Below are 20,361 nucleotides of genomic sequence, written 5' to 3'. Positions count from 1 at the left end.
AAGTATAAAACAAAAGCAGCTAGAACACCGCTTTAATCTACGCTACAGCCCCTGCTGATATCAATCAACCACGATACTGACATTCATCATCTTTTAGGAGCCTATACTTCCCGAATTTTGAATCGTCGATAAAGGCTGAAAACTTCAATCGATCTCCTGAACAGGAAAAACATCACAACAAACACATACAACACTTAAACAAAATGGAGGACACCGCACATGTCAACTAATGTAGCCGAAGTCTTAGAGAATGCGCCCGACCGGGTTATACCGAAAGGTACCGACAGGGGCGTGACCGACACGTTCTTTTATGACAATAAGATCGTTCGGGATTTTGGTATAGCCACCGTGTTCTGGGGCATTGCCGGTATGCTGATAGGCGTAATTATCGCGTTCCAGCTGGCAAATCCTGATATGAACATGGGTACGCAGTATACTACTTTTGGTCGCGTAAGACCATTACACACTAATGCTGTGATTTTCGCCTTTGTGGGCAACGCCATCTTTATGGGTGTTTATTACTCGTTGCAGCGCCTTTGCAAAACACGTATGTACAGCGACAAACTCAGTAAGATCAACTTCTGGGGCTGGCAGCTGATCATTGTGGCAGCGGTAATTACGCTTCCGCTGGGCATGACCACTTCAAAAGAGTACGCTGAGCTGGAATGGCCGATTGATATTGCGATCACCCTAATTTGGGTAGTATTTGGCTGGAACATGTTTGGCACATTGGCCAAGCGCCGTGAAAAGCACATGTACGTTGCTATCTGGTTCTACATCGCTACATTTTTAACAGTAGCTGTGCTGCACATCGTAAACTCTTACGAAATGCCAGTTAACTTATTTAAAAGTTACTCTGGTTATGCAGGTGTGCAGGATGCGCTGGTGCAGTGGTGGTATGGCCACAACGCGGTTGCGTTCTTTTTAACTACGCCTTTCTTAGGTTTGATGTATTACTTCCTGCCTAAGGCTGCTAATCGTCCGGTTTACTCTTACAGATTATCTATTATCCACTTCTGGTCCCTGATCTTTATTTACATCTGGGCTGGTCCGCACCACTTGCTTTATACTTCATTGCCAGATTGGGCGCAGTCTTTAGGGGTAGTATTCTCTATCATGTTGCTTGCTCCGAGCTGGGGTGGCATGATCAACGGTTTGCTTACGCTGCGTGGTGCCTGGGACAAGGTACGCGTAGAGCCGGTGCTTAAGTTTATGGTGGTTGCCATCACAGCTTACGGTATGGCTACGTTCGAAGGCCCTATGCTTTCATTAAAGAACGTAAACGCCATCGCCCACTTTACTGACTGGATCGTAGCACACGTGCACGTGGGTGCCCTTGGCTGGAACGGCTTCCTGACATTTGCGATGCTGTACTGGTTGTTCCCACGCCTTTATAAGACAGAATTATTCTCGAAGAAGCTTGCCAATACACACTTCTGGTTAGGTACGCTGGGTATACTTTTCTATGCTATACCAATGTACTGGGCTGGTTTTACACAAGGTTTAATGTGGCAGCAGTTTACCGCAGAAGGTACACTACAGTACTCTAACTTCCTGGAAACTGTACTTCAGATCGTGCCGATGTATTACCTGCGCGGTATTGGTGGTGTGTTCTACTTATCGGGTGTGTTCCTGATGGTGTACAACCTGTACAAAACTGCCAAGTCTGGTACTTTGGTTGCCAACGAAAGAACTGAGGCTCCGGTAATTGTACCTACAGTAAGCAATAACGCTGGCCACTGGCACTCCTGGATTGAGAAGCGCCCGACGCAAATGGCCATTTTCGCTACAGTTGCAATTCTGATTGGTGGTCTGGTAGAGTTTATTCCTGCTTTCGTGATCAAGTCTAACGTGCCGACGATAGCCAGCGTGAAGCCTTATACTTCGCTGGAGCTGCAGGGCCGCGACCTGTACATAAAAGAGGGTTGCGTTAACTGCCACACACAAATGGTTCGTCCGTTCAGGTCAGAAACAGAGCGCTACGGCGAGTACTCTAAAGCAGGTGAGTTCGTGTACGACCACAACTTCCTGTGGGGCTCTAAGCGCACCGGTCCGGATCTTCACAGAGTGGGAGGTAAGTACCCGCACAGCTGGCACTACCACCACATGATGGACCCAACTTCTATGTCGCCGGGCTCTATTATGCCAGCTTACCCTTGGTTGTTTGAGCAGGAGGTGGACATGAGCACAACAGAAGATAAACTGAAAGTGCTGAAGAAACTGGGTGTGCCTTACGAGGATGAGTACATTGCCAACGCCAACGAAGAGCTGATGAAGCAGGCAAATGGCGTAGCGGCTGATCTTGCGAAAGAAGGTATCGAAGTGAAACCAGAAGCTGAGATTGTAGCCCTCATTGCTTACCTGCAGCGCCTGGGAACTGACATCAAAGTGAAAACAGAAGAAGTTGTGGAGTAATTAAATCGACTCAAGTAGCACGTATCACGACACACGATTCTCAATACTATAAGTCGTGATACCTGATTCGTGATACGTGTTACGAGTGTCATAAAATTCTAAAACCATGTATAAAAATGTTTTGCAAGCCATAGACGGCATCGAAATATACCCGCTAATCTCATTTACGATCTTCTTTGTGTTCTTCCTGGGGCTGATAATATATGTTGCCCTGATGGATAAAAAGTATGCACAGACGATGAGCAATTTTGCCCGCGAAGACGAAGATCAAGACACAATTTTTGAAGGAGCAAGAAGATGATCTCTTTAAAGAAAATGTTCAGAAAAGGCAGCCTGGCCCTGGTGGCGGGGCTGCTTCTGATGGGCTCGCCAGCAGCGCAGGCACAGGATGCCGTTGCCGGTAAGGCCATTTTTGACGGTAACTGCGCCGCCTGCCATAGTATGGATGCCGATGTAGTTGGCCCTGCTCTGAAAGATGCACACAAGCGCCGGGGGGATGAGTGGCTAACGAAGTTCATCAAAAACTCGCAGGAGCTGGTACAGTCTGGTGACAAGGATGCCGTTGCGCTGTACGAAAAGTATAACAAAATGGCGATGCCTGCTTTTGGCACATCACTTTCAGAGGAAGACATTGCCAATGTGATCGCATTCATCAAAGCTGAAAGCGATAAGCCGGCAGCAGTAGCAGAAACCCCTTCAACGCCAACCGCCGACCCAAATGTTGAGGTAGCAGTCGCTGAAACAGAGGTAGCCTTTATGGATCTGCCGCCGGTGTTGCTGTTCACATTTGCACTTGCCGCGGTTATCATCCTACTGACGATCATGGTGTTAGTAATGCTGTTCCGCTTATTTGTGCCAATGCTGGGAGACTCAATTTACGATGAAGATTTTCGACATTCGTTTGCCGGCCGTGTGCTGTTTTTACTGCGCGGTGATGCTACGCTAGTAACAGGCAAAGACCGAAACGAAATCCACTCCAGCCACGACTTTGACGGAATACAGGAGTACGACAACGACCTGCCGCCATGGTGGAAAGCGATGTTCTATGTGTCTGTTGTGTTTGCCGTAGGGTATATGCTGCACTACCACGTGTTTAAGACCGGCGCGCTGCAAGACGAGGAGTATGCCATGGAAATGGAGCAGGCTGCCATACTTGCCGCCAAAAATGTGGATGACCCGAATGCAGTAACAAACTACGAAGTGATGACAGATGCAACAGCATTGGAGTCTGGTAAGTCGATCTATAGTGCTAACTGCGCTGCCTGCCACGGACAGGAAGGACAGGGTACAGTAGGACCAAACCTGACAGACGAGTACTGGCTGCATGGCGGCGATGTGAACGATATCTTCAAAACTGTGAAGTACGGCGTGCCGGCCAAAGGCATGGTGCCTTGGCAAGGAAAGCTTACCAAAGACCAGATGTTAGAAGTATCCAGCTACATCCTGAGCTTAAAAGGTACTAACCCAGCCAATGCAAAAGAGCCGCAAGGCGAAAAAGAATAACTTTATACTTGAGCACAGAAAAGGTGCAGGCGCTTATACTTTAGCGTCTGCACCTTTTTTGATTTAAGCAAACCCCAATGCGCTGTTGCTGTTGATGACTATCACCTCTGTATATGACAATGGTCATCTTTTAGGATAAGCCAAATGTGGAATTTTGTAGCAGAGATTATGAGTGATCTCTATGTTCTGATTTCCCATTTTAAATAACGGGCAGGATTAATATCCGCACAAATTAAACTGCCATGGCAACTAAAGTAAAACCAACCGATGAATTTCGGGACCACATCTCAACAGTAGATGATCAGGGTAAACGCGTTTGGGTATACCCTAAAAAGCCGAAAGGCAAACTGTACAATTACCGCAAGTATGTCAGCTATTTGCTGTTGGCTATACTGTTTAGCGGCCCTTTCATCAAGATAAACGGCTTGCCGCTGCTCATGCTAAATGTGGTAGAGCGTAAGTTCGTGATCTTTGGCGTACTGTTCTGGCCGCAGGACTTTTTCATACTTGTGGTGGCCTTCCTCACGCTGGTCGTTTTCATTATACTTTTCACGGTCGTGTACGGGCGTATTTTCTGTGGCTGGATCTGTCCGCAGACGATTTTCCTGGAGATGGTTTTCCGGAGGATAGAGTATGCTATTGAGGGAGACTACACAAAGCAACGCGCCCTGGACAAGATGCCCTGGAATACCGAAAAGATTTTGAAGAAAGGTTCTAAGATTATCATTTTCCTGGCTGTTTCCTTTCTGATTTCGAACCTGTTCCTGGCTTATATAATCGGTGTAGACGAACTGCAGAAAATTATACTGGATGGCCCAATAGAACATAAAGCCGGTTTCGGTGCTTTGCTGGGCTTTACGGGCGTGTTTTTCTGGGTTTTTGCCTGGTTCAGAGAGCAGGTTTGTACCATTGTTTGCCCTTACGGCCGCCTACAGGGCGTAATGCAGGATAAGAAAACCCTTGTGGTAGCCTACGACTACGGACGCGGCGAACCACGCGGCAAGCTGCGCAAAAACCAGGAACGCACCGAAGGCGACTGCATCGACTGTAACCAATGTGTTAGCGTTTGCCCAACTGGTATTGACATCCGCAATGGGGCGCAGCAGCTGGAGTGTATCAACTGTACTGCCTGCATCGATGCCTGCAACGACATCATGCGCATGATCGAGAAACCGGAGGGCCTGATACGTTATGAGTCTGAAGAGGCCATTGAGACAGGCAGGAAGTGGAGCTTCTTTACACCGCGTGTGATGGGCTATACTGCCGTGCTGGCGATACTTTTAACCGCTCTTACAACACTACTGCTAACACGCGATGAGGCCGAGGCAACCATACTTCGCACGCCGGGCCAGCTGTACCAGAAAACAGAGCAGGGGTACATCAAAAACCTCTACAACATTTCTGTCATCAACAAAACAAACCACGACATGCCGCTTACCCTAAAGCTGATCGATAAAAAGGGCACTATTAAAGTAATCGGCAGCGAACTTATGCTTCCGGCACAAGGCATTGCAGAAGGTGTGTTTTTTACAGAGATCGCAAAAGAGGACCTGACTGCCATGAACTCTGAAATCGAGATAGGCGTGTACCACGGCGCAGAGCTTATCACTACCACCGATACCAAGTTTTTAGGCCCTGCAAATTAATCAGTAGCATCATCTCGAGCATTGGCAAGAGAATTGGATCATAAAGTATAAAGAAGACAACAAATGAAACCAACAGATAAAAATAAAAGCTTCACACTCTGGCCTTATGCCATTGTAGTTTGCATGGTGTTATTCATGGGCTACATCGCACAGTTTGTGTATAAAGCCATGAACAAGGATGTGGGGCTGGTAAGCAAAGACTATTATCAGCAAGAGATAAATTACCAGGACCAGATTGAGAAAGTAAAGCGCACACAGGCCTTAGGCGATGTAATGCTGGATTATAAAGCTGACGCAAATTCAATTTTACTACAGATGCCAGCCACTTACCAGGGCAAAAGCCTAACTGGCAACGTAGTTTTCTTTCGCCCTTCTGACGATAAAATGGACAAGCAAGTGCTTTTGCAATTAGGCCGTGACCAAAGCCAGTTGCTGGAGACAGACGATCTGGAAACCGGTGTATGGAAAGTACGCGTGAGTTTCAGCGATGGTGAAGCAGCCTATTATACAGAAAAGACCATTCAAATAAAATAGCCATGATCTGGGCAGGTTTTGTTTTTGGGTTAGTTGGTAGTTTCCATTGCGTCGGGATGTGCGGCCCTATCGCAATGTCACTACCCTTTGTCGGGAGTACCGGCTGGCGCTACTATGCCGGCCGGCTCCTGTACAATAGCGGCAGAATAGTAACCTACGCATTGCTGGGTGCATTGGCCGGAGCCTTCGGTGAGTCGCTGCAGATGGCTGGTTTGCAGCAAACGGTATCTATTGTTTCTGGCATACTTATACTGCTGCTGCTGGTGTTGCCGGCAACGTTAAAAGGGAAATCTGCACGCATGCTGGGTACAGATAAACTGATGGTGTGGGTAAGGCACAAGCTGGGGTACTATTTTCAGAAAAACTCCCTCGGCTCGCTGTTTATGGTGGGCCTGCTAAATGGCTTGCTGCCTTGCGGGTTTGTATACATTGCGCTGGCCGGTGCCATAAGTGCGCCGGGTATGGGGGGGGCTATGCTCTATATGGCTTTATTTGGCTTGGGCACATTCCCGTTGATGTTCCTGGTGTCGCTTTCCGGTAAACTGATCAGCCTGAAAATGCGCAGCTTGTTTAACAGAGCGGTACCTTATGTGGGCATGACCCTGGCTATACTTTTTATAGTGCGTGGTCTTGGGTTGGGTATACCTTACCTGAGCCCTAAGGTTGTGGAGACAGCCACACACAAAACAGAAATGAGCTGCTGCAAAAAACCTGCGGTAGCAAAGGCAGAATAAAGTATAAATCTGGCAAAACATACAATCTATACCTTCACCATAACATAACTATGTGCAAGAATAAAAACATTAAGCGCGTGCTGGTGCCTGTGCAGTTCGATAAGGCAAGCAAAAAATTGCTGCGCTACGCATGGCACTTAGCCAACACCTTAGGGGCAGAACTTTTACTGCTGCACACAAGCCAGACCAAAGACCTTACTTTTACACAGCAAAGCCGCAACATTCATCAACTAAGGTCTTTTGCTGAGAAGATACTGACAGGCGAGCAAAAATCAAATGCCCACCCGGTAGCTTATGAGTGTGTGGTGCGCCCTGGTTTTTTAAGCGAGAGCATTGCCAGCGTAGTGTTTGATTACGCCGTAGATATGGTACTGATGGAAACCTGTGTGCTGCACCAGGAAGAAGACCAGCAAGACCTGAACAATGCCGCCGCTGTAATGGAATTGGTTAGCTGTCCGGTAATGGTTATGCCTTGCACCGTTACTTACAAAACGCTGGAAAACCTGGTATTCGCCACCGACTTTACCGACCAGGAAGACCATGTACTGCAGCAGATCGTAAGCTTTGCAGCGCAAGTTGGTGCCAACCTAACGCTGGTACAGGTGTACGACAAGTCGGAACGTGAAAACCTGAGCGATTATAAAGCGGCGATGCAAAAAACGCAGAAGAAGCTAACAGGCAAAAACGTTACGCTAAGGTTACTCGAAGAAGATGATACGCTGGAAGGCATCAGCGACTTTGCCGAAAGATCGGAAGCCAACATGCTTATACTTGCCACACAAGACAATTACCTGTTGAAGCGCCTTTTTAGCAGCAATTACATTAAAACAATGGCCTATCACACCCGCTATCCTATTCTTACCTTCAGGCAACTGAAGAAAAAGCCATGCGCAGGCCAGTGCACCAACTCCAAAAATAAAAATGCAGAACAGCAAACCATACTTGGCGAGGCGTTAACAATAGCAGGCTAATTAAACAAGTATAGTATAAATCAAAAAGCCTCTTCTGGTGAAGGGGCTTTCCTATTTTATAAGAGATAATTTAGACGGTTTATACTGCTTGCAGCAACGCTGTGGGAGAGGTGAAGCCAAGCATTTTGAATTGATCCTGAAGGCTGGTTCTGAGAGAAGGTTTATCAGCGCCAGTAAATGCAGAGATGATAGGCAAAGCTTCGTGGTACGTGAGGGTAGTGCCGGAAATACCCTTTGCTGCCTCGTCCTGGAGAATAACAACATCAGCTTTTATAAGCTTGGCAACAGCAATGATTTCGGTGGCAGAAGTGCCTGGCTTAACCAGCCGGGTAATCGATACATTTGTTGCCTTGTGTAGTTTTCGGGCAAGTTTGTCCAGTTGCGTTTGCACCCATCTTTCGTTGTACTGCTCCTCTTCCAGTTGGCTCGTTATTGCTTCATCATCCTGGTACGCATGGAAAAGTATAAGCCTCGCCTTATTTAGGTGTGCTATTTCAGCAGCCAGTAACGCGAGGTACTGTGCGTTTTCAGAAAATTGTACGGATACGAATATATTTAACATGGTTTATCGCCTGAAATACTACCTTAAGCAAGCCACCAATAACCAAAGCATTGCACATGCAGCAGGTGAGGTAACGTAAAGGTGATGGTGCAGTAAAATTAATAAGCCAATGCCAGTTACTCTATGACCGTAAGCAACTCTGTAAATGACTGTTGTCATTAAAGAAACTTGTGGGCTTTTGTTTTGCAGAAACTGATTTCGGGTGCGGCAGGCGCGTATAAGCAGCTAAATGCGTGATTTTAGATAAACTGAAAGTATAAAACAAGGCGAAATTTTAGCTATTTTTTACTGAAGTGCCTATTTTTAACAAAACATCTACTACTTGGAAGACACTTTAAATTATAACGACGAAAGCCCGGATAACAGTACCAGGCTAAAAGCAATCATCGATACAGCGATAGACGGTATCATCACTATTGATAGCAAAGGCATCATTGAAACGGTGAACCCAGCCGCTGCACAAATTTTTGGGTACGCACCTGAAGAAATCATAGGGCAAAATGTGATGATTCTGATGCCAGAGCCTGATCACAGCCAGCACGACCGCTATATTGAGAACTACCACCGCACAGGGGTAGGGCAAATAATTGGCATTGGCCGTGAGGTGATGGGCAAGAAAAAAGACGGTACGCTGTTCCCGTTTCTGTTAAGTATAAGTGAGGTAAAGTTAAAGGACAAGCAGATATTTACGGGCATTGTGCACGATATATCCGGCCTTAAAAAAGCGGAGGCTGCCTTGCGCGAAAGCGAAAACAAAATAAACTCGATCATACAGGGTGCTGTGGATGGCATCATCACCATTGATACAGGTGGTATAATTGAGATGGTGAACCCTGCTGCGGCCAAGCAGTTTGGCTACGAAGCCGGAGAGCTTATAGGTAAAAGTATAAACCTGCTAATGCCGGAGCCAGACCAAAGCCTGCACGACAGCTATATGCACAACTACCATGTTACAGGCCAGAAGCGCATTATCGGCATCGGGCGCGAGGTAACAGGCATGCGAAAAGACGGTTCTATTTTTCCGTTTTACTTAAGTATAAGCGAAGTACAATTAGGTGATCGTAAAGTATATACTGGCTTTGTGCATGATATTACAAGGCAGAAGCTAACCGAAGAGCGTTTGCGCCGCTACGCCGCAGAACTGGAACGGAGTAACCGCGAGCTGCAGGATTTCGCTTATGTGTCGTCGCATGATTTGCAGGAGCCGCTGCGCAAAATACAAGCCTTCGGCGACAGGCTTTTGTCTAAAGAGTATGATAACCTGAGCGAGCAGGGCAAAGACTACGTAGACCGTATGCTTAATGCGGCATCGCGCATGCAAAACCTGATAAACGATTTGCTTGGTTTCTCTAGGGTTACGGCCAAATCCAAACCTTTCGTAAAAGTAAAACTCGATGATATCCTGACAGAGGTAATCTCTGACCTGGAAGTATCTATTGAGCAGACTGGGGCGCAGATCGTACGTTCGCCGCTACCTGAGATAGAGGCCGAGCCAACGCAGATGCGGCAGCTTTTCCAGAACATGCTGTCTAATGCCATCAAGTTCAGGAAAGAGAACGAAAGCCCGATTATCAACATTTACGCTAAAAGCCTGCAGCGTAAAGCCCACCTTACCGCCACACCCGGCGACGAGGTAACAGAAATATACATAGAGGATAACGGCATTGGCTTCGATGAGAAATACCTGGACCGGATCTTTAATATATTTCAGCGCCTGGAAGGGCAAAAGTATGAGGGCTCCGGCATCGGCCTTGCCGTGTGCCGTAAAATAGCCATCCGGCATGGCGGCGATATCACCGCTCAGAGCCAAGCCGGCGTAGGCACCCGATTTATCATTACACTTGCATTAAAACATCCGGAAGATTAAAAGCTATACTATGTCAGATAAGAAAACGATTGTGATACTTATTGCCGACGACGATGCAGAGGACCGCATGTTGGTTAGTGATGCCCTGGAAGAAAGCCGCCTTAAAAACAGCATTCAGTTTGTGGAGAACGGTGAGGAACTGATGGACTACCTGCACCACAGAGGCAAGTATGCCGACCCGCACACATACCCAACCCCCGGGCTTATACTTCTGGACCTGAATATGCCCAAGAAAGACGGTCGCGAAGCGCTGAAAGAAATCAAAGCTGATGACCGCCTGCGCCTGATACCAGTTGTGGTGCTTACCACCTCAAAGGCCGAGGAAGATATTTTGCGTACTTATGATCTGGGCGTAAGCTCATTTATTACCAAACCTGTAACCTTTAGCTCGTTGGTGGATGTGATGAAAACCCTGAGCAAGTACTGGTTTGAGATTGTTGAACTGCCAAAACTATAGTATACACAACGCATGCCTGACAGAACCCGCATCCTGCTTATAGACGATGACGAGGATGATTACATCATCACCAGGGATATAATTGACGACATCCCCGGGCGAAACTATGTGCTGGAGTGGACCGGCTCTTTTAACGATGCATTGGCTATAATTGCAGAACGCAGGCATGATATTTACCTGGTAGATTACCGCCTGGGTGCGCACGATGGCCTGGAACTGATAAAGGAAGCCATCAAGCAGAGCTATACCATGCCGTTTATACTTTTAACGGGCCAGAGCGACCGCGAAACTGACGAAAAGGCAATGCGTGCCGGTGCCATGGATTACCTCGTGAAAGGTACCATCAGCCCAAACGAACTGGAGCGGGCCATCCGCTATAGTATAGAGCATGCCAAAAGCCTGGCTGTAATACAGCGATTGAATTCGGAGCTGGAGCAACGCGTTAAAGAGCGCACGCAGGAGTTGGGCACAGCAATCAAAAAGCTGGAGCAAACAAACAGGAGCCTTTACGAAGCTGAACAGGAAGTGCGCAATGCGCTGCAAAAAGAGAAGGAGTTGCACGAGCTCAAATCCAGGTTCGTGACCATTGCCTCGCATGAGTTCCGGACGCCGCTTAGCACGGTGTTGTCATCAGCATCCCTGATCGGCAAGTATAAAACCACCGAAGACGACGACAAGCGCATGAAGCACGTGGACAGGATCAAATCAGCGGTAAGTAACCTGACCGGCATCTTAAACGATTTCCTGTCGATAAGCAGAATAGAGGAAGGCAAAATTTACAACGTACCCACCACCTTTGACCTGGAGGCATTTGCCGCTGAGGTAGCCGATGAAGCACAGGGTGTTTTAAAACTGGGGCAGAAGATAAATTACCGGCACCAGGGCAGCAACCAAACGGCCATACTTGATAAACAGTTGTTAAAGAACGTGTTGTTCAACCTGTTATCGAACGCAAGTAAATATTCGGGAGAGTATAAAGAGATTAACTTTACCACCGCTATAGAAGGCCACCTGATTAAAGTAATAGTAGAAGACCAGGGCATAGGCATACCAGATGCGGACAAAACGCATTTATTTACACCTTTTTTCAGGGCCCAGAACGTAACCAACATACAAGGTACTGGCCTTGGTTTAAACATAGTGAAACGCTACATTGATATAATGGGCGGTGCCCTGGATTACCAAAGCGAGCTGGATAAAGGCACTACATTTACTGTTACCATACCACAGGCACAAAGCAACGCTTAAGCAAAGTTTATAAAGTATAAGCCCACAGCAGGAACATGCAGGCTTTTAAAATAAAAATTCAGATTGATGAAAAAGATATTGCTGATTGAGGATAACAACGAAATACGCGAGAACATTGCCGAGATTTTAACGCTTGCTAATTACGAAATATTAGAGGCTGAGAACGGTAAAGTAGGCGTTGATCTTGCTAAAAGAGAGCTTCCGGACCTTATTATCTGCGATATCATGATGCCGCAGCTGGATGGCTATGGTGTGCTGCGTATGCTAGGCGGCAATACCACTACGGCAAGTATCCCGTTTATTTTTCTTACGGCAAAATCAGAAAAAGAAGACTTCCGGAAAGGTATGAACCTGGGTGCCGACGACTACCTGATAAAACCTTTCGACGACCTGGAGCTGCTGGATGCGGTGGAAATGCGTTTAAAGAAAAGCGATAACCTGAAGTCCGGTTTCCAGAAAAGCGCTGAAGGCCTGAACGATTTTCTGCAGGAGGCCAAAGGGCAGGAAAACCTGGAAAAGCTTACTTCTGATAAACAAAAGCTGCAGCACTTTAAAAAGAAGCAAACCCTGTTTCTGGAAGGCAACTACCCCAATGCTTTATACTTTTTGAGCAAAGGAAAAGTAAAAACGTACAAATCGAATGAGGAGGGGCGGGAGTATATTACCAACCTGTACAAAGCCGGCGATTTTATTGGCTACCTCGATCTGATTGAAGATAAAACCTACCGTGAGTCTGCGGTTGTGATGGAAGATTCTGAGATTTTTGTGATCTCAAAAGAGGACTTCTTTTTGCTGTTGCACAACAACCGCCTGGTGGCAAACCAGTTTATTAAAATACTATCTGATAACCTGGCAGAACGTGAAGACCGCTTGCTTAAACTTGCCTATAACTCCGTGAGAAAGAGAGTGGCCGAGGCGCTGCTTTTTGTGGAGAAGCAGTATACTGGTAATACACAGAATTCAGGGTCGGAGGTGTCTATATCCCGGGAAGATCTGGCAAGTATAGTGGGAGCCTCCAAGGAAACAGTTATCCGTACGTTGGCAGATTTTAAGGACGAAAACCTGATCAAAAGCCAGGGAAGCAAGATCACCATTATCAACAGCGATAAACTTAAGAAAATGCGTAACTAGGATCAGACCTAGGTAGAAGGGAAGATAAGCTGGAACTATGAAGCTTATACTTTAGTCAAAGCAATTGCAGATTCCCCATCTTAGACGCTATAAGCGGCCTACACCCCCAGGAGGGTTTGAGGGTGGTTGGGTCCGGTGCTGCAGAAATTGTGAGTCAAGAAATTTGCTTCATGCCTAATCCCGGACTGAGAAGTCAGGAGCAGTTACTGATGTCCTTTACCAGCTCATAACCCTACAACCTTTTACCTTTCTAACATACGTGCCTCTCCTGCTGAAGATCACCTTGCCATGTGACGAATGTCATCTTTTTAACTTCAGGTTTTGCCCAAATTTGCAACTGGTAAAACATATAAAAGATGCAAGGCAAGTTTAAAGTACTAACATTATCCTACAAAAATGCTCCAATAGCAATTCGTGAGGCTGTAGCCCTGAACGAGATTGGCTGCCGCAACCTGTTGGATAAAGTGAAGGAGTTTACAAACTGCTCTGAGGCAATGGTATTGTCTACCTGCAACCGCACAGAAGTTTACTATACTGCGGAGAAGGAGTATACAAATGAACTTGTAAAGCTGATTGCCCTGGAAAAAGGCTTTATTGCTATTAAAAGTGTGTTACCATACTTTAAAGAAATCAACAACCACCAAGATGCCATGACGCACCTTTTTCGGGTGGCATTAGGCCTGGAGTCGCAGGTGGTGGGCGATGTGCAGATAATGAACCAGGTAAAAAACGCTTACCAATGGGCTATTGAGGCAAACACCGTAGGCACTTATATTCACCGCTTGCTGCACACCGTTTTTAATGCGAACAAGCAAGCTGTAAACACAACTAACTTCCGTGACGGAGCCGCCTCTGTATCGTATGCTACCGTAGAGATGGTAGAAGAATTGACTGCACACCTGCAGGAAACACGCGTGCTGTTAATTGGTGTAGGAGACATTGGCCGCGATGTATGCCTTAATTTCCAGAAGTCGCATATAAACCATCTTACTATAATAAACAGAACGCATTATAAAGCAGTTGAGCTGGCACAACGTGTTGGCGCTACAACGGCTTACTGGGAAAATGTTTGGCAGGAGATAGCTAAAGCAGATGTGGTAATCTGTAGTATACCCGGCGATTGCTTCTTTATCTCGAAAGAAAAAGTAAGCGAGCTTTCAGCTGCAAATAGCCCTAAACTGTTTATCGACCTATCCATGCCAAGAAGTATAGATGTGGCTTTGGATACGCTGCCAGCTACTTCTGTCTATAACATTGATGCGATTCGTAACCGCACTACAGAGGCCCTGGCGCTTCGCCTGTCTTCAATTCCGGCTGTAGAGCAAATCATAGCGGATGCTGTGGCTGAGTTTCAGGCTTGGGCCAACGAGCACGCTTTTGCACCGATCATACAGCAGTTTAAGAGCCACCTGGAGCAGATCAGGCAGCAGGAAATAGCCCGTTACACCAAAAAGGTATCATCCGAAGAAGCTCAACTGGTGGAGGCGATCACCCAAAGTATGCTTAATAAAATTGTGAAGTTGCCAGCCATTGAGTTAAAAGCTGCCTGCCAGCGCGGCGACATCTCGGCGCTAAGCGAAAGCCTGACCGCACTCTTTAACCTGGAAAAGGAAACCTGCCCGGTTAAGTAAGCAATAAGCTTTTAGAGCAAAGCAAAGTGCGGCGTAATTTGTGTTGATCAGCGCTTTTTACGCATCATTTTTTATCCGCAGCAGTATTTTAACCTACATTGATGGGGCAGTTGAGCAAGTAGTTGTATTGTAACAGCCTAAGTTTGGCTTCTATTCCTTTCCGTGGTCATACTTGATTGCCTCTACCTCAACAACTTCTTCGCCACGGCCCATGGGTAGGTTTGCCTGGTCGCCCTGGCGCAGGCCCTGTACGGCTTTAGCGATCGGTGCAACAAAGGCAATCAGCCCTTTCTCAACAGCCGCTTCGTCTACGCCTACTATCGTGAAGGTGCGTTTTAAGCCTTTTTTACCACCACTAATAGTTTTTAGTGTTACGGTTGCGCCAAATCGCACTTCATCAGCAGGCTGGCCTTTAGGATCGATAACTTTGGCGCTGGAAATACGGTGGGCAAGGGCGCTTATCCTCGAATTCAGGATGGTAAGCTTCCGGCTTCTTTCTGATGCGTCTTCGTGGTTGGCTTCTGTTTGGGAACGCTCTGTTTCCAGTTCTGTTAGCTCTGTGCGCAGCTGCTCAAGCCCCTGCGGGGTTACATAATTGCTAACTCCGGCAGGCAAGGCTGCCCGGGGTGGTATAATCGGGGCTTGCCCTGCGTCGTCTTCTTTTACAAATGCTCTGCTCATACTTTCTGCTAACGCTGCTGCATCCGTAGGGGTTATACTTATGAGGGAAGTAAACCGCAGCTTTCGATTTTATACTTTCTACGTATCGTTTACAAGAGCAAGGCATCTATCCGGTGCGCCTGCACCACCTCATCACAAGTAGACCAGGAGAAGATCGTGAAGCGGCCATCCTGTGACGCGACCAACGCAATGGCATCCCGCTGGTCGTGCACAAACTGAGCAGCATATAAATGCCGGGTGCCCCCGTTTAATGATGGATGTGTTCTGGTAGCCTTGCCCCCGACAACTGGCTCTGTAAGCACAATTTCCTTTACCGGCTCTTGCCCTTCCAGGCGGCCAATTTTAGCGCCGAAAGCAAGCAATTCATACTGATCATTTATAATAGTAGCCCCATCAATGGCAGTAAGTCCGGCAATCAGGTCTACTTCGCGGTGCACAGCCTCCTGCGCATAGGTTTCAGGGGCTGTCTTGATCAAATCTGCCAGCGCCGAAAAAGCAGGTTGAACAGAATAGAGCATGGGCTGCAGTATGGAATACCGCCAGGCATCAGAGCCAGCAGGCACCACAAGTAAAAGGCCTCCGCGTTTGTGGGCACGCATCGACACAGCTAACTGCACCATGATGTTAAGGGAATCATCCCAAATGTCGGAACCTTTGAATTTAAGCAGGGAGGTAAGCACAGAAGGGCAGTCAGGTATTTGGGCCGCATGCTCATCTATCAACTTCACCTCGTCGCCTTTAAGTATGGCTACATTTGCGAATTTGCCTAAGCCTTTGGCCCTGCGGTGTTTTATTACAAGTAATCCGGGCTCCGAAACATCTACCACCATGCACAAACTGGGCACGGCGCTGGTGGTTCCCCACACGTACAAGCCATCAGCATCGTGCCACACACCCAAATGAATTCCCGGCCGCTCTACGCCGGGTGCTATTTTATTAAGTATAGGAGCACGTAAGGGCAGGTGCTCTTTAAAAAGGAGTGGGTGCGGCACCTGTTCCGGGGGCAGGTAGGCAAGCGATATTTTAGGCGGTATACCTTCTTCGCGCCTAAGGCTGGCCCAAAAAGCGGTATCAAGCAAAAAGGCTATGTGTTTGGCAGGAGGTAGAGGAGGCATTCCGTCCTTTGGCTGCTTTTCAAGGGCAAGCAGTCTGCTAAAGTGTAACTCTATACTTCCGGCAACTGCCTGCGCTGCCTGGTAAGTAGTGGTGTGTATGGCCTGCATAAAGGTTAGTTTGTAGCCTGAAACGGGAACTGGCTTTTAAACTATCTCTCTACGGAAACTGCAAAGTATGGTGCTGTAGGGTTTTGCTAAAGTAGCGTGCAAAGCAAAAGCAGCAGAGAAAAGATTATATAAGTGCCTTCTCTCCGCTGCCATACTTCTGATTGCTTACTTTACTATAATTTTCCGTTGAAGCACGCCTTGCCGGGTTTTAACCTGCAGTAAGTATAAGCCTCTTGGGTACTTGCTGAGATCTAACGTTTTGGAAAATTCCAGCGGCGGTTGTTCATGGGTTGTATCATGTAAGACGCGGCCGCTTACATCTGTCAGCCTCAGTTCCAGAGCGGCTCTGTTGGGCAATTGCATCTCGATGTGCACGGTAGCTGCAGTCGGGTTCGGGTAAATGGTTACCGGGAACTGGAGTTCCGCTTCAGGTATGCTGGTAACGGTGCAGGAAGCTTCCACCACAATTGGTTGGGTAATGCTTACCGTACAACCGCCTGCGTTTGTATAACGGTAGGTAATGGTATGGGTGCCCGCTCCGGCTACGGCGGGGTTAAACATGCCGTTGCTTACACCATTTCCGGAGTACGTGCCCCCCTCCGGAAACCCGCCTGTAAGCGCGAAAGCTGTGGCTGTCTGGCAGGTTTGCCCAAAAGCGGCGAGCGTAACAGTAGGCCTTTCCACCAGGGTAACTTTAGCGGTTATGCTGGCAGAGAAACAGCTTCCGGAGCTTACGGTTCTTCTAAACCAGGTAGATACCAGCTGCAAACCCGGTTGATAATCTTTGCCTGTGGCACCCGCTATATCTGTAAAGTCGGTTCCGTTGATGCTCCGCTGCCATTGGTAAGCAAAAGTGCCGTTACCGCCGGCAGGTGTTTCTCCACTTATTAGTTGCGGTGTTGCGCCTGCGCATACGGTTTGGTTTCCGGAAAGGGTATTATTTGCAATGGCTAGTACTACTTTCACTTCTACGGCAGGAGATGTCTGGCTGCAGTTGCCCGCTGTAACACGTAAGGCATAGTTTCCGGCAACGGTAGCTACAAATAAATCGGTGGTGGCGCCGCTTATTTCCTGACCGTTGTACAGCCATTGTAAACTGTATTCTCCGGGGCCTTTAACCGCTTTTAAGGTAACGTTACTGCCCTCGCAAATAGTCAGGTTACCAGCAGCAGCTATACTTGCCTGGGGCAATGGGTTTACTTTAACAGTAACCTGTGCGGTGGAGGTGCAGCCAGCTGCGTTGGTTGCAGTAACAGTATAAGTGGTTGTTTGTGCAGGCCTGGCAAGCGGGTTGGCAACTGTTGTACTTGATAGCCCCTCGGCCGGCGACCAGGAATAGGTAGTTGCCGCTGATGCTTCTAAACGCACCTCGCCACCCGCGCAAATGGTTTTATCCTGGCCTGCTGTTACCGTAAAGCCGCCGCAACCAGTATAACGTGCCGCAACCAGTTGTGCATCTGCTGTTTGGGTGCCGGCAAGGTAAAAGCTGCCAACCGACATAAAGTCCAGCGCCATGCCGTTTGACCGTGCCCCTGCGCCGCTGCTGGTTTCTTGCCAGGTTTGCTCACCGGAGCTGCTGTAAAGTATAATTGTTTCCCTGGCCGGCTCTATCACAATTGGGTCCATGTAAAAGGCGGGTGGCTTCTGTACATAGTCTCTTGAGCCTATTAAAGCTACACTTCCATTGGGGGCCAGCCCGACTCCTTCGGGTACTACGCGCCTGATATTGTTTGTTTCCGGTATGTAGCTGTTATAGGTATGATAGTACTGCCGCTGCCCCTGGTTATCATATGCCGTTAAAAAATAATCCCATACATCTCTGTACTTCAGCTCTCTGCAAAGCAACGTAAGCTGTTCTTCGGTACTGAGCACCGCCTGCATGTGCGTGGATTCGTCTGTTTCGCCGGCTGCTCTTGCCCATTCCAGTTCTCGGCCTCCCGAAATTTTGTAAACGATGACCTGGTACATATACAAGCCGCTGCGCTGCGACACAAGGTATACGTTACCTGAAGGGGCAACCAACACCTGGCGCATACTTTCATAATCCATGTTAAAAGGGATGGATGCCGTAGCGTATTGGCCGGTAAATAACTTGGCACCCGACTGTGCGCTATACTTTACAAGGCGCGCAACATAGTAGGGCTGCTTGGGGTAGCCCGGGCTTACGTAAAGCGTCCCGGCCACGTACAGATTTCCTGCCTGGTCAAGCGCCAATGCCCCTGGTGTGCCGCCCTCACCGTCAGAGCCTATAAAATTCTGCGACCAGGCTGTTTTACCGGTAGCGTCTAATTTTATGATTTGAGGCGCATCGCCGCCTGAGGCTTCTTTTACAGTTGCAATCACAAACACTTCTCCGTTGTCAGTTACGGCAAATCCATGGCTGCCGGGGTTTGCCCCAATGGGCACCATCCATACTTTATCGCCAGCGGCATTGTACTTGGCAATAAGGGCCCTGCCTTCATCTTGTGTTAACTGGCTCCAGGCGAGTAAGTAAATATTACCGTCCTTATCTGTTTTTGCTGCTGTGGGGGTGTCCCAGAGCGAGGCGCCATCGGTATAAACAGTACTCCACAGCTTCTGGCCATTAGCGTTGTGCTTATAAAGGGCGATGCGTGTGTTTTCGCGGTTTACACCGTTGTAGCTTACAGTAATCAGGTTGTTCTGAGTGTCTACTACCTGGCACGAAAAGTTATCAGCAGCAGCGGCACCGCTTTTTAAAGGAGAACTTACCCATTGCTGACTGAACTGCGCCAGGGAATTTGAATTTGAAAAGAGCAAAACGGTTAGAAGCAGTACAGCTTTTATAACCGGTAAGCTTATAGTGGGAATAGGTAAAGGGAAGCTTACGAGCTTATTAGCCTGTAAAGTTTGTGCCATAGCGTAGAATTAAAGTGCAGATCGGGGTAAAGCAGCATGTGTTATACTTCCGGCAAATCAGGTAAAGCACACGTTTCTACCCAACCACAAACTCATCGCCAACAACACCAGAAGTTACGGGAATACAATCACGTATACTTGCCAAGGTGTTATCATGTTGCATGCAGGCACTTTGACCTGTGATTATTTTTGGTAGCTACTTTTGGACTTAAGTACGAAAGAATCATAATGTTACGCTAAGCCGTTGTTGATCCGGGCTGCGCTTTGGGCTGCTTTGGTAAGTCGGCTGCATAATTTCGGGTCAGGTAATTCATCTCTTTGTTGATGGCTCCGAGGGCCAGGCTTGTTTCGGTAATCAGAAGTATGGTTGAATAAAACAACAGGCCGGAGCCCAGCAGGCTTAACCCAACTGGTACCCAAAATACAAGAATGCCCAGCGCCTCCAACAATCCGATAGAAACGCTGGTGGCCACAAAAACCGACAGCGCCACATACAGCAAGCTAAGAGCGCGTTGCAGTTTCCGGCTTCTTACGGCGGCTTTGTGCAGCAACTGGTACAGCAGTTCTTTTTTTTCGACACTTTTGGGCGTGTTTTCCTGCTGCATCAGCTGCTCAAATTGCTCCGACAGTTTACGGGCCCGCTCTACGCTGCGCGCCAACCGGTTGGAGGTAGTAAGTATAAGCTGGCCTGTGGCAAGTATAAGCACCACCGGCGTGATCATGGCAGAAAGTACAGTTAGGTTTACCTCTTGCATTACCTGGTTTTCGTTTTATAAGCTGAAGAAGCCACCTGGTGCTCTCAGCCTTACCTGCTTTACATGGTCACTTACGGCTTTTGCTACGGATAGGATAATCACGGCCATTTTAAGTTTAGACGAAGG

The 20,361-nt window shown here is 47.8% G+C and carries 17 protein-coding genes; 12 read left to right on the top strand and 5 right to left on the bottom strand.

The window, feature by feature from the left end:
• The first annotated feature begins 219 nt into the window (after positions 1 to 219).
• From ccoN to Q1A23_RS10885, 7 genes are all read left to right on the top strand, one after another.
• Positions 220 to 2,415, top strand: a complete 2,196-nt coding sequence (gene ccoN / locus Q1A23_RS10915; RefSeq protein WP_299823156.1) for a cytochrome-c oxidase, cbb3-type subunit I — start codon at positions 220 to 222, stop codon at positions 2,413 to 2,415.
• A 106-nt stretch (positions 2,416 to 2,521) separates the two neighbouring features.
• Complete coding sequence (locus Q1A23_RS10910; RefSeq protein WP_299823153.1) at positions 2,522 to 2,716, top strand: hypothetical protein; 195 nt, start codon at positions 2,522 to 2,524, stop codon at positions 2,714 to 2,716.
• The gene (locus Q1A23_RS10905) at positions 2,713 to 3,918 is read left to right on the top strand and encodes a c-type cytochrome (protein WP_299823150.1); all 1,206 of its coding nucleotides are present in this window, start codon (positions 2,713 to 2,715) and stop codon (positions 3,916 to 3,918) included. Before Q1A23_RS10910 ends, Q1A23_RS10905 begins: the two co-directional genes overlap by 4 nt.
• A 242-nt stretch (positions 3,919 to 4,160) precedes the next feature.
• Entirely contained in the window at positions 4,161 to 5,564 is a 1,404-nt protein-coding gene (ccoG, locus tag Q1A23_RS10900) for a cytochrome c oxidase accessory protein CcoG (protein ID WP_299823147.1), read from the top strand.
• A 63-nt stretch (positions 5,565 to 5,627) separates the two neighbouring features.
• Positions 5,628 to 6,098, top strand: a complete 471-nt coding sequence (locus Q1A23_RS10895) for a FixH family protein (RefSeq protein ID WP_299823144.1) — start codon at positions 5,628 to 5,630, stop codon at positions 6,096 to 6,098.
• A 2-nt stretch (positions 6,099 to 6,100) separates the two neighbouring features.
• Entirely contained in the window at positions 6,101 to 6,832 is a 732-nt protein-coding gene (locus Q1A23_RS10890) for a sulfite exporter TauE/SafE family protein (protein ID WP_299823141.1), read from the top strand.
• Between the two features lie 50 nt (positions 6,833 to 6,882).
• On the top strand, positions 6,883 to 7,803 hold the full coding sequence (locus tag Q1A23_RS10885; protein ID WP_299823138.1) for a universal stress protein: 921 nt from the start codon (positions 6,883 to 6,885) through the stop codon (positions 7,801 to 7,803).
• Between the two features lie 79 nt (positions 7,804 to 7,882).
• On the opposite strand, the gene Q1A23_RS10880 is transcribed toward Q1A23_RS10885, so the two are convergent.
• Positions 7,883 to 8,365 carry a universal stress protein gene (locus Q1A23_RS10880; protein WP_299823135.1) on the bottom strand — a complete coding sequence of 161 codons (483 nt, stop codon included), beginning with the start codon at positions 8,363 to 8,365 and terminating at the stop codon, positions 7,883 to 7,885.
• Positions 8,366 to 8,687: 322 nt separating this feature from the next.
• On the opposite strand from Q1A23_RS10880, the gene Q1A23_RS10875 reads away from it, so the two are divergent.
• The 5 genes from Q1A23_RS10875 to hemA all read left to right on the top strand — a co-directional run bounded on the left by Q1A23_RS10875 (position 8,688) and on the right by hemA (position 14,699).
• Positions 8,688 to 10,232, top strand: a complete 1,545-nt coding sequence (locus tag Q1A23_RS10875) for a PAS domain-containing sensor histidine kinase (RefSeq protein WP_299823132.1) — start codon at positions 8,688 to 8,690, stop codon at positions 10,230 to 10,232.
• Positions 10,233 to 10,242: 10 nt separating this feature from the next.
• On the top strand, positions 10,243 to 10,689 hold the full coding sequence (locus Q1A23_RS10870; protein WP_299823129.1) for a response regulator: 447 nt from the start codon (positions 10,243 to 10,245) through the stop codon (positions 10,687 to 10,689).
• A 12-nt stretch (positions 10,690 to 10,701) separates the two neighbouring features.
• Entirely contained in the window at positions 10,702 to 11,937 is a 1,236-nt protein-coding gene (locus tag Q1A23_RS10865) for a hybrid sensor histidine kinase/response regulator (RefSeq protein WP_299823126.1), read from the top strand.
• A gap of 66 nt (positions 11,938 to 12,003) precedes the next feature.
• Positions 12,004 to 13,068, top strand: a complete 1,065-nt coding sequence (locus Q1A23_RS10860; RefSeq protein WP_299823123.1) for a response regulator — start codon at positions 12,004 to 12,006, stop codon at positions 13,066 to 13,068.
• A 356-nt stretch (positions 13,069 to 13,424) separates the two neighbouring features.
• Positions 13,425 to 14,699 (top strand): glutamyl-tRNA reductase, encoded by a 1,275-nt coding sequence (hemA, locus tag Q1A23_RS10855; RefSeq protein WP_299823120.1) that lies wholly within the window; start codon positions 13,425 to 13,427, stop codon positions 14,697 to 14,699.
• Positions 14,700 to 14,849: 150 nt separating this feature from the next.
• On the opposite strand, the gene Q1A23_RS10850 is transcribed toward hemA, so the two are convergent.
• The 4 genes from Q1A23_RS10850 to Q1A23_RS10835 form a co-directional block, all read right to left on the bottom strand.
• Positions 14,850 to 15,380 (bottom strand): GreA/GreB family elongation factor, encoded by a 531-nt coding sequence (locus Q1A23_RS10850; RefSeq protein WP_299823117.1) that lies wholly within the window; start codon positions 15,378 to 15,380, stop codon positions 14,850 to 14,852.
• A gap of 89 nt (positions 15,381 to 15,469) precedes the next feature.
• Positions 15,470 to 16,603, bottom strand: coding sequence for a putative sensor domain DACNV-containing protein (locus Q1A23_RS10845; RefSeq protein ID WP_299823114.1), 1,134 nt, complete (start codon positions 16,601 to 16,603; stop codon positions 15,470 to 15,472).
• A gap of 165 nt (positions 16,604 to 16,768) precedes the next feature.
• Entirely contained in the window at positions 16,769 to 19,480 is a 2,712-nt protein-coding gene (locus tag Q1A23_RS10840) for a T9SS type A sorting domain-containing protein (RefSeq protein ID WP_299823111.1), read from the bottom strand.
• A 236-nt stretch (positions 19,481 to 19,716) separates the two neighbouring features.
• Positions 19,717 to 20,235 (bottom strand): DUF2721 domain-containing protein, encoded by a 519-nt coding sequence (locus tag Q1A23_RS10835; RefSeq protein WP_299823108.1) that lies wholly within the window; start codon positions 20,233 to 20,235, stop codon positions 19,717 to 19,719.
• Positions 20,236 to 20,361 lie beyond the last annotated feature (126 nt).

It is taken from the genome of uncultured Pontibacter sp., from assembly GCF_947492645.1.
Taxonomy (GTDB): Bacteria; Bacteroidota; Bacteroidia; order Cytophagales; family Hymenobacteraceae; genus Pontibacter.
This window is presented reverse-complemented; position numbering and strand designations above follow the sequence as displayed.

What these genes read in the sequence shown, in the direction of transcription:
- ccoN (WP_299823156.1), top strand. Translation starts at nt 220, where the DNA reads ATGTCAACTAATGTAGCCGAAGTCTTAGAGAATGCGCCCGACCGGGTT.
- Q1A23_RS10910 (WP_299823153.1), top strand. Translation starts at nt 2,522, where the DNA reads ATGTATAAAAATGTTTTGCAAGCCATAGACGGCATCGAAATATACCCG.
- Q1A23_RS10905 (WP_299823150.1), top strand. Translation starts at nt 2,713, where the DNA reads ATGATCTCTTTAAAGAAAATGTTCAGAAAAGGCAGCCTGGCCCTGGTG.
- ccoG (WP_299823147.1), top strand. Translation starts at nt 4,161, where the DNA reads ATGGCAACTAAAGTAAAACCAACCGATGAATTTCGGGACCACATCTCA.
- Q1A23_RS10895 (WP_299823144.1), top strand. Translation starts at nt 5,628, where the DNA reads ATGAAACCAACAGATAAAAATAAAAGCTTCACACTCTGGCCTTATGCC.
- Q1A23_RS10890 (WP_299823141.1), top strand. Translation starts at nt 6,101, where the DNA reads ATGATCTGGGCAGGTTTTGTTTTTGGGTTAGTTGGTAGTTTCCATTGC.
- Q1A23_RS10885 (WP_299823138.1), top strand. Translation starts at nt 6,883, where the DNA reads ATGTGCAAGAATAAAAACATTAAGCGCGTGCTGGTGCCTGTGCAGTTC.
- Q1A23_RS10880 (WP_299823135.1), bottom strand. Translation starts at nt 8,365, where the DNA reads ATGTTAAATATATTCGTATCCGTACAATTTTCTGAAAACGCACAGTAC.
- Q1A23_RS10870 (WP_299823129.1), top strand. Translation starts at nt 10,243, where the DNA reads ATGTCAGATAAGAAAACGATTGTGATACTTATTGCCGACGACGATGCA.
- Q1A23_RS10865 (WP_299823126.1), top strand. Translation starts at nt 10,702, where the DNA reads ATGCCTGACAGAACCCGCATCCTGCTTATAGACGATGACGAGGATGAT.
- Q1A23_RS10860 (WP_299823123.1), top strand. Translation starts at nt 12,004, where the DNA reads ATGAAAAAGATATTGCTGATTGAGGATAACAACGAAATACGCGAGAAC.
- hemA (WP_299823120.1), top strand. Translation starts at nt 13,425, where the DNA reads ATGCAAGGCAAGTTTAAAGTACTAACATTATCCTACAAAAATGCTCCA.
- Q1A23_RS10850 (WP_299823117.1), bottom strand. Translation starts at nt 15,380, where the DNA reads ATGAGCAGAGCATTTGTAAAAGAAGACGACGCAGGGCAAGCCCCGATT.
- Q1A23_RS10845 (WP_299823114.1), bottom strand. Translation starts at nt 16,603, where the DNA reads ATGCAGGCCATACACACCACTACTTACCAGGCAGCGCAGGCAGTTGCC.
- Q1A23_RS10840 (WP_299823111.1), bottom strand. Translation starts at nt 19,480, where the DNA reads ATGGCACAAACTTTACAGGCTAATAAGCTCGTAAGCTTCCCTTTACCT.
- Q1A23_RS10835 (WP_299823108.1), bottom strand. Translation starts at nt 20,235, where the DNA reads ATGCAAGAGGTAAACCTAACTGTACTTTCTGCCATGATCACGCCGGTG.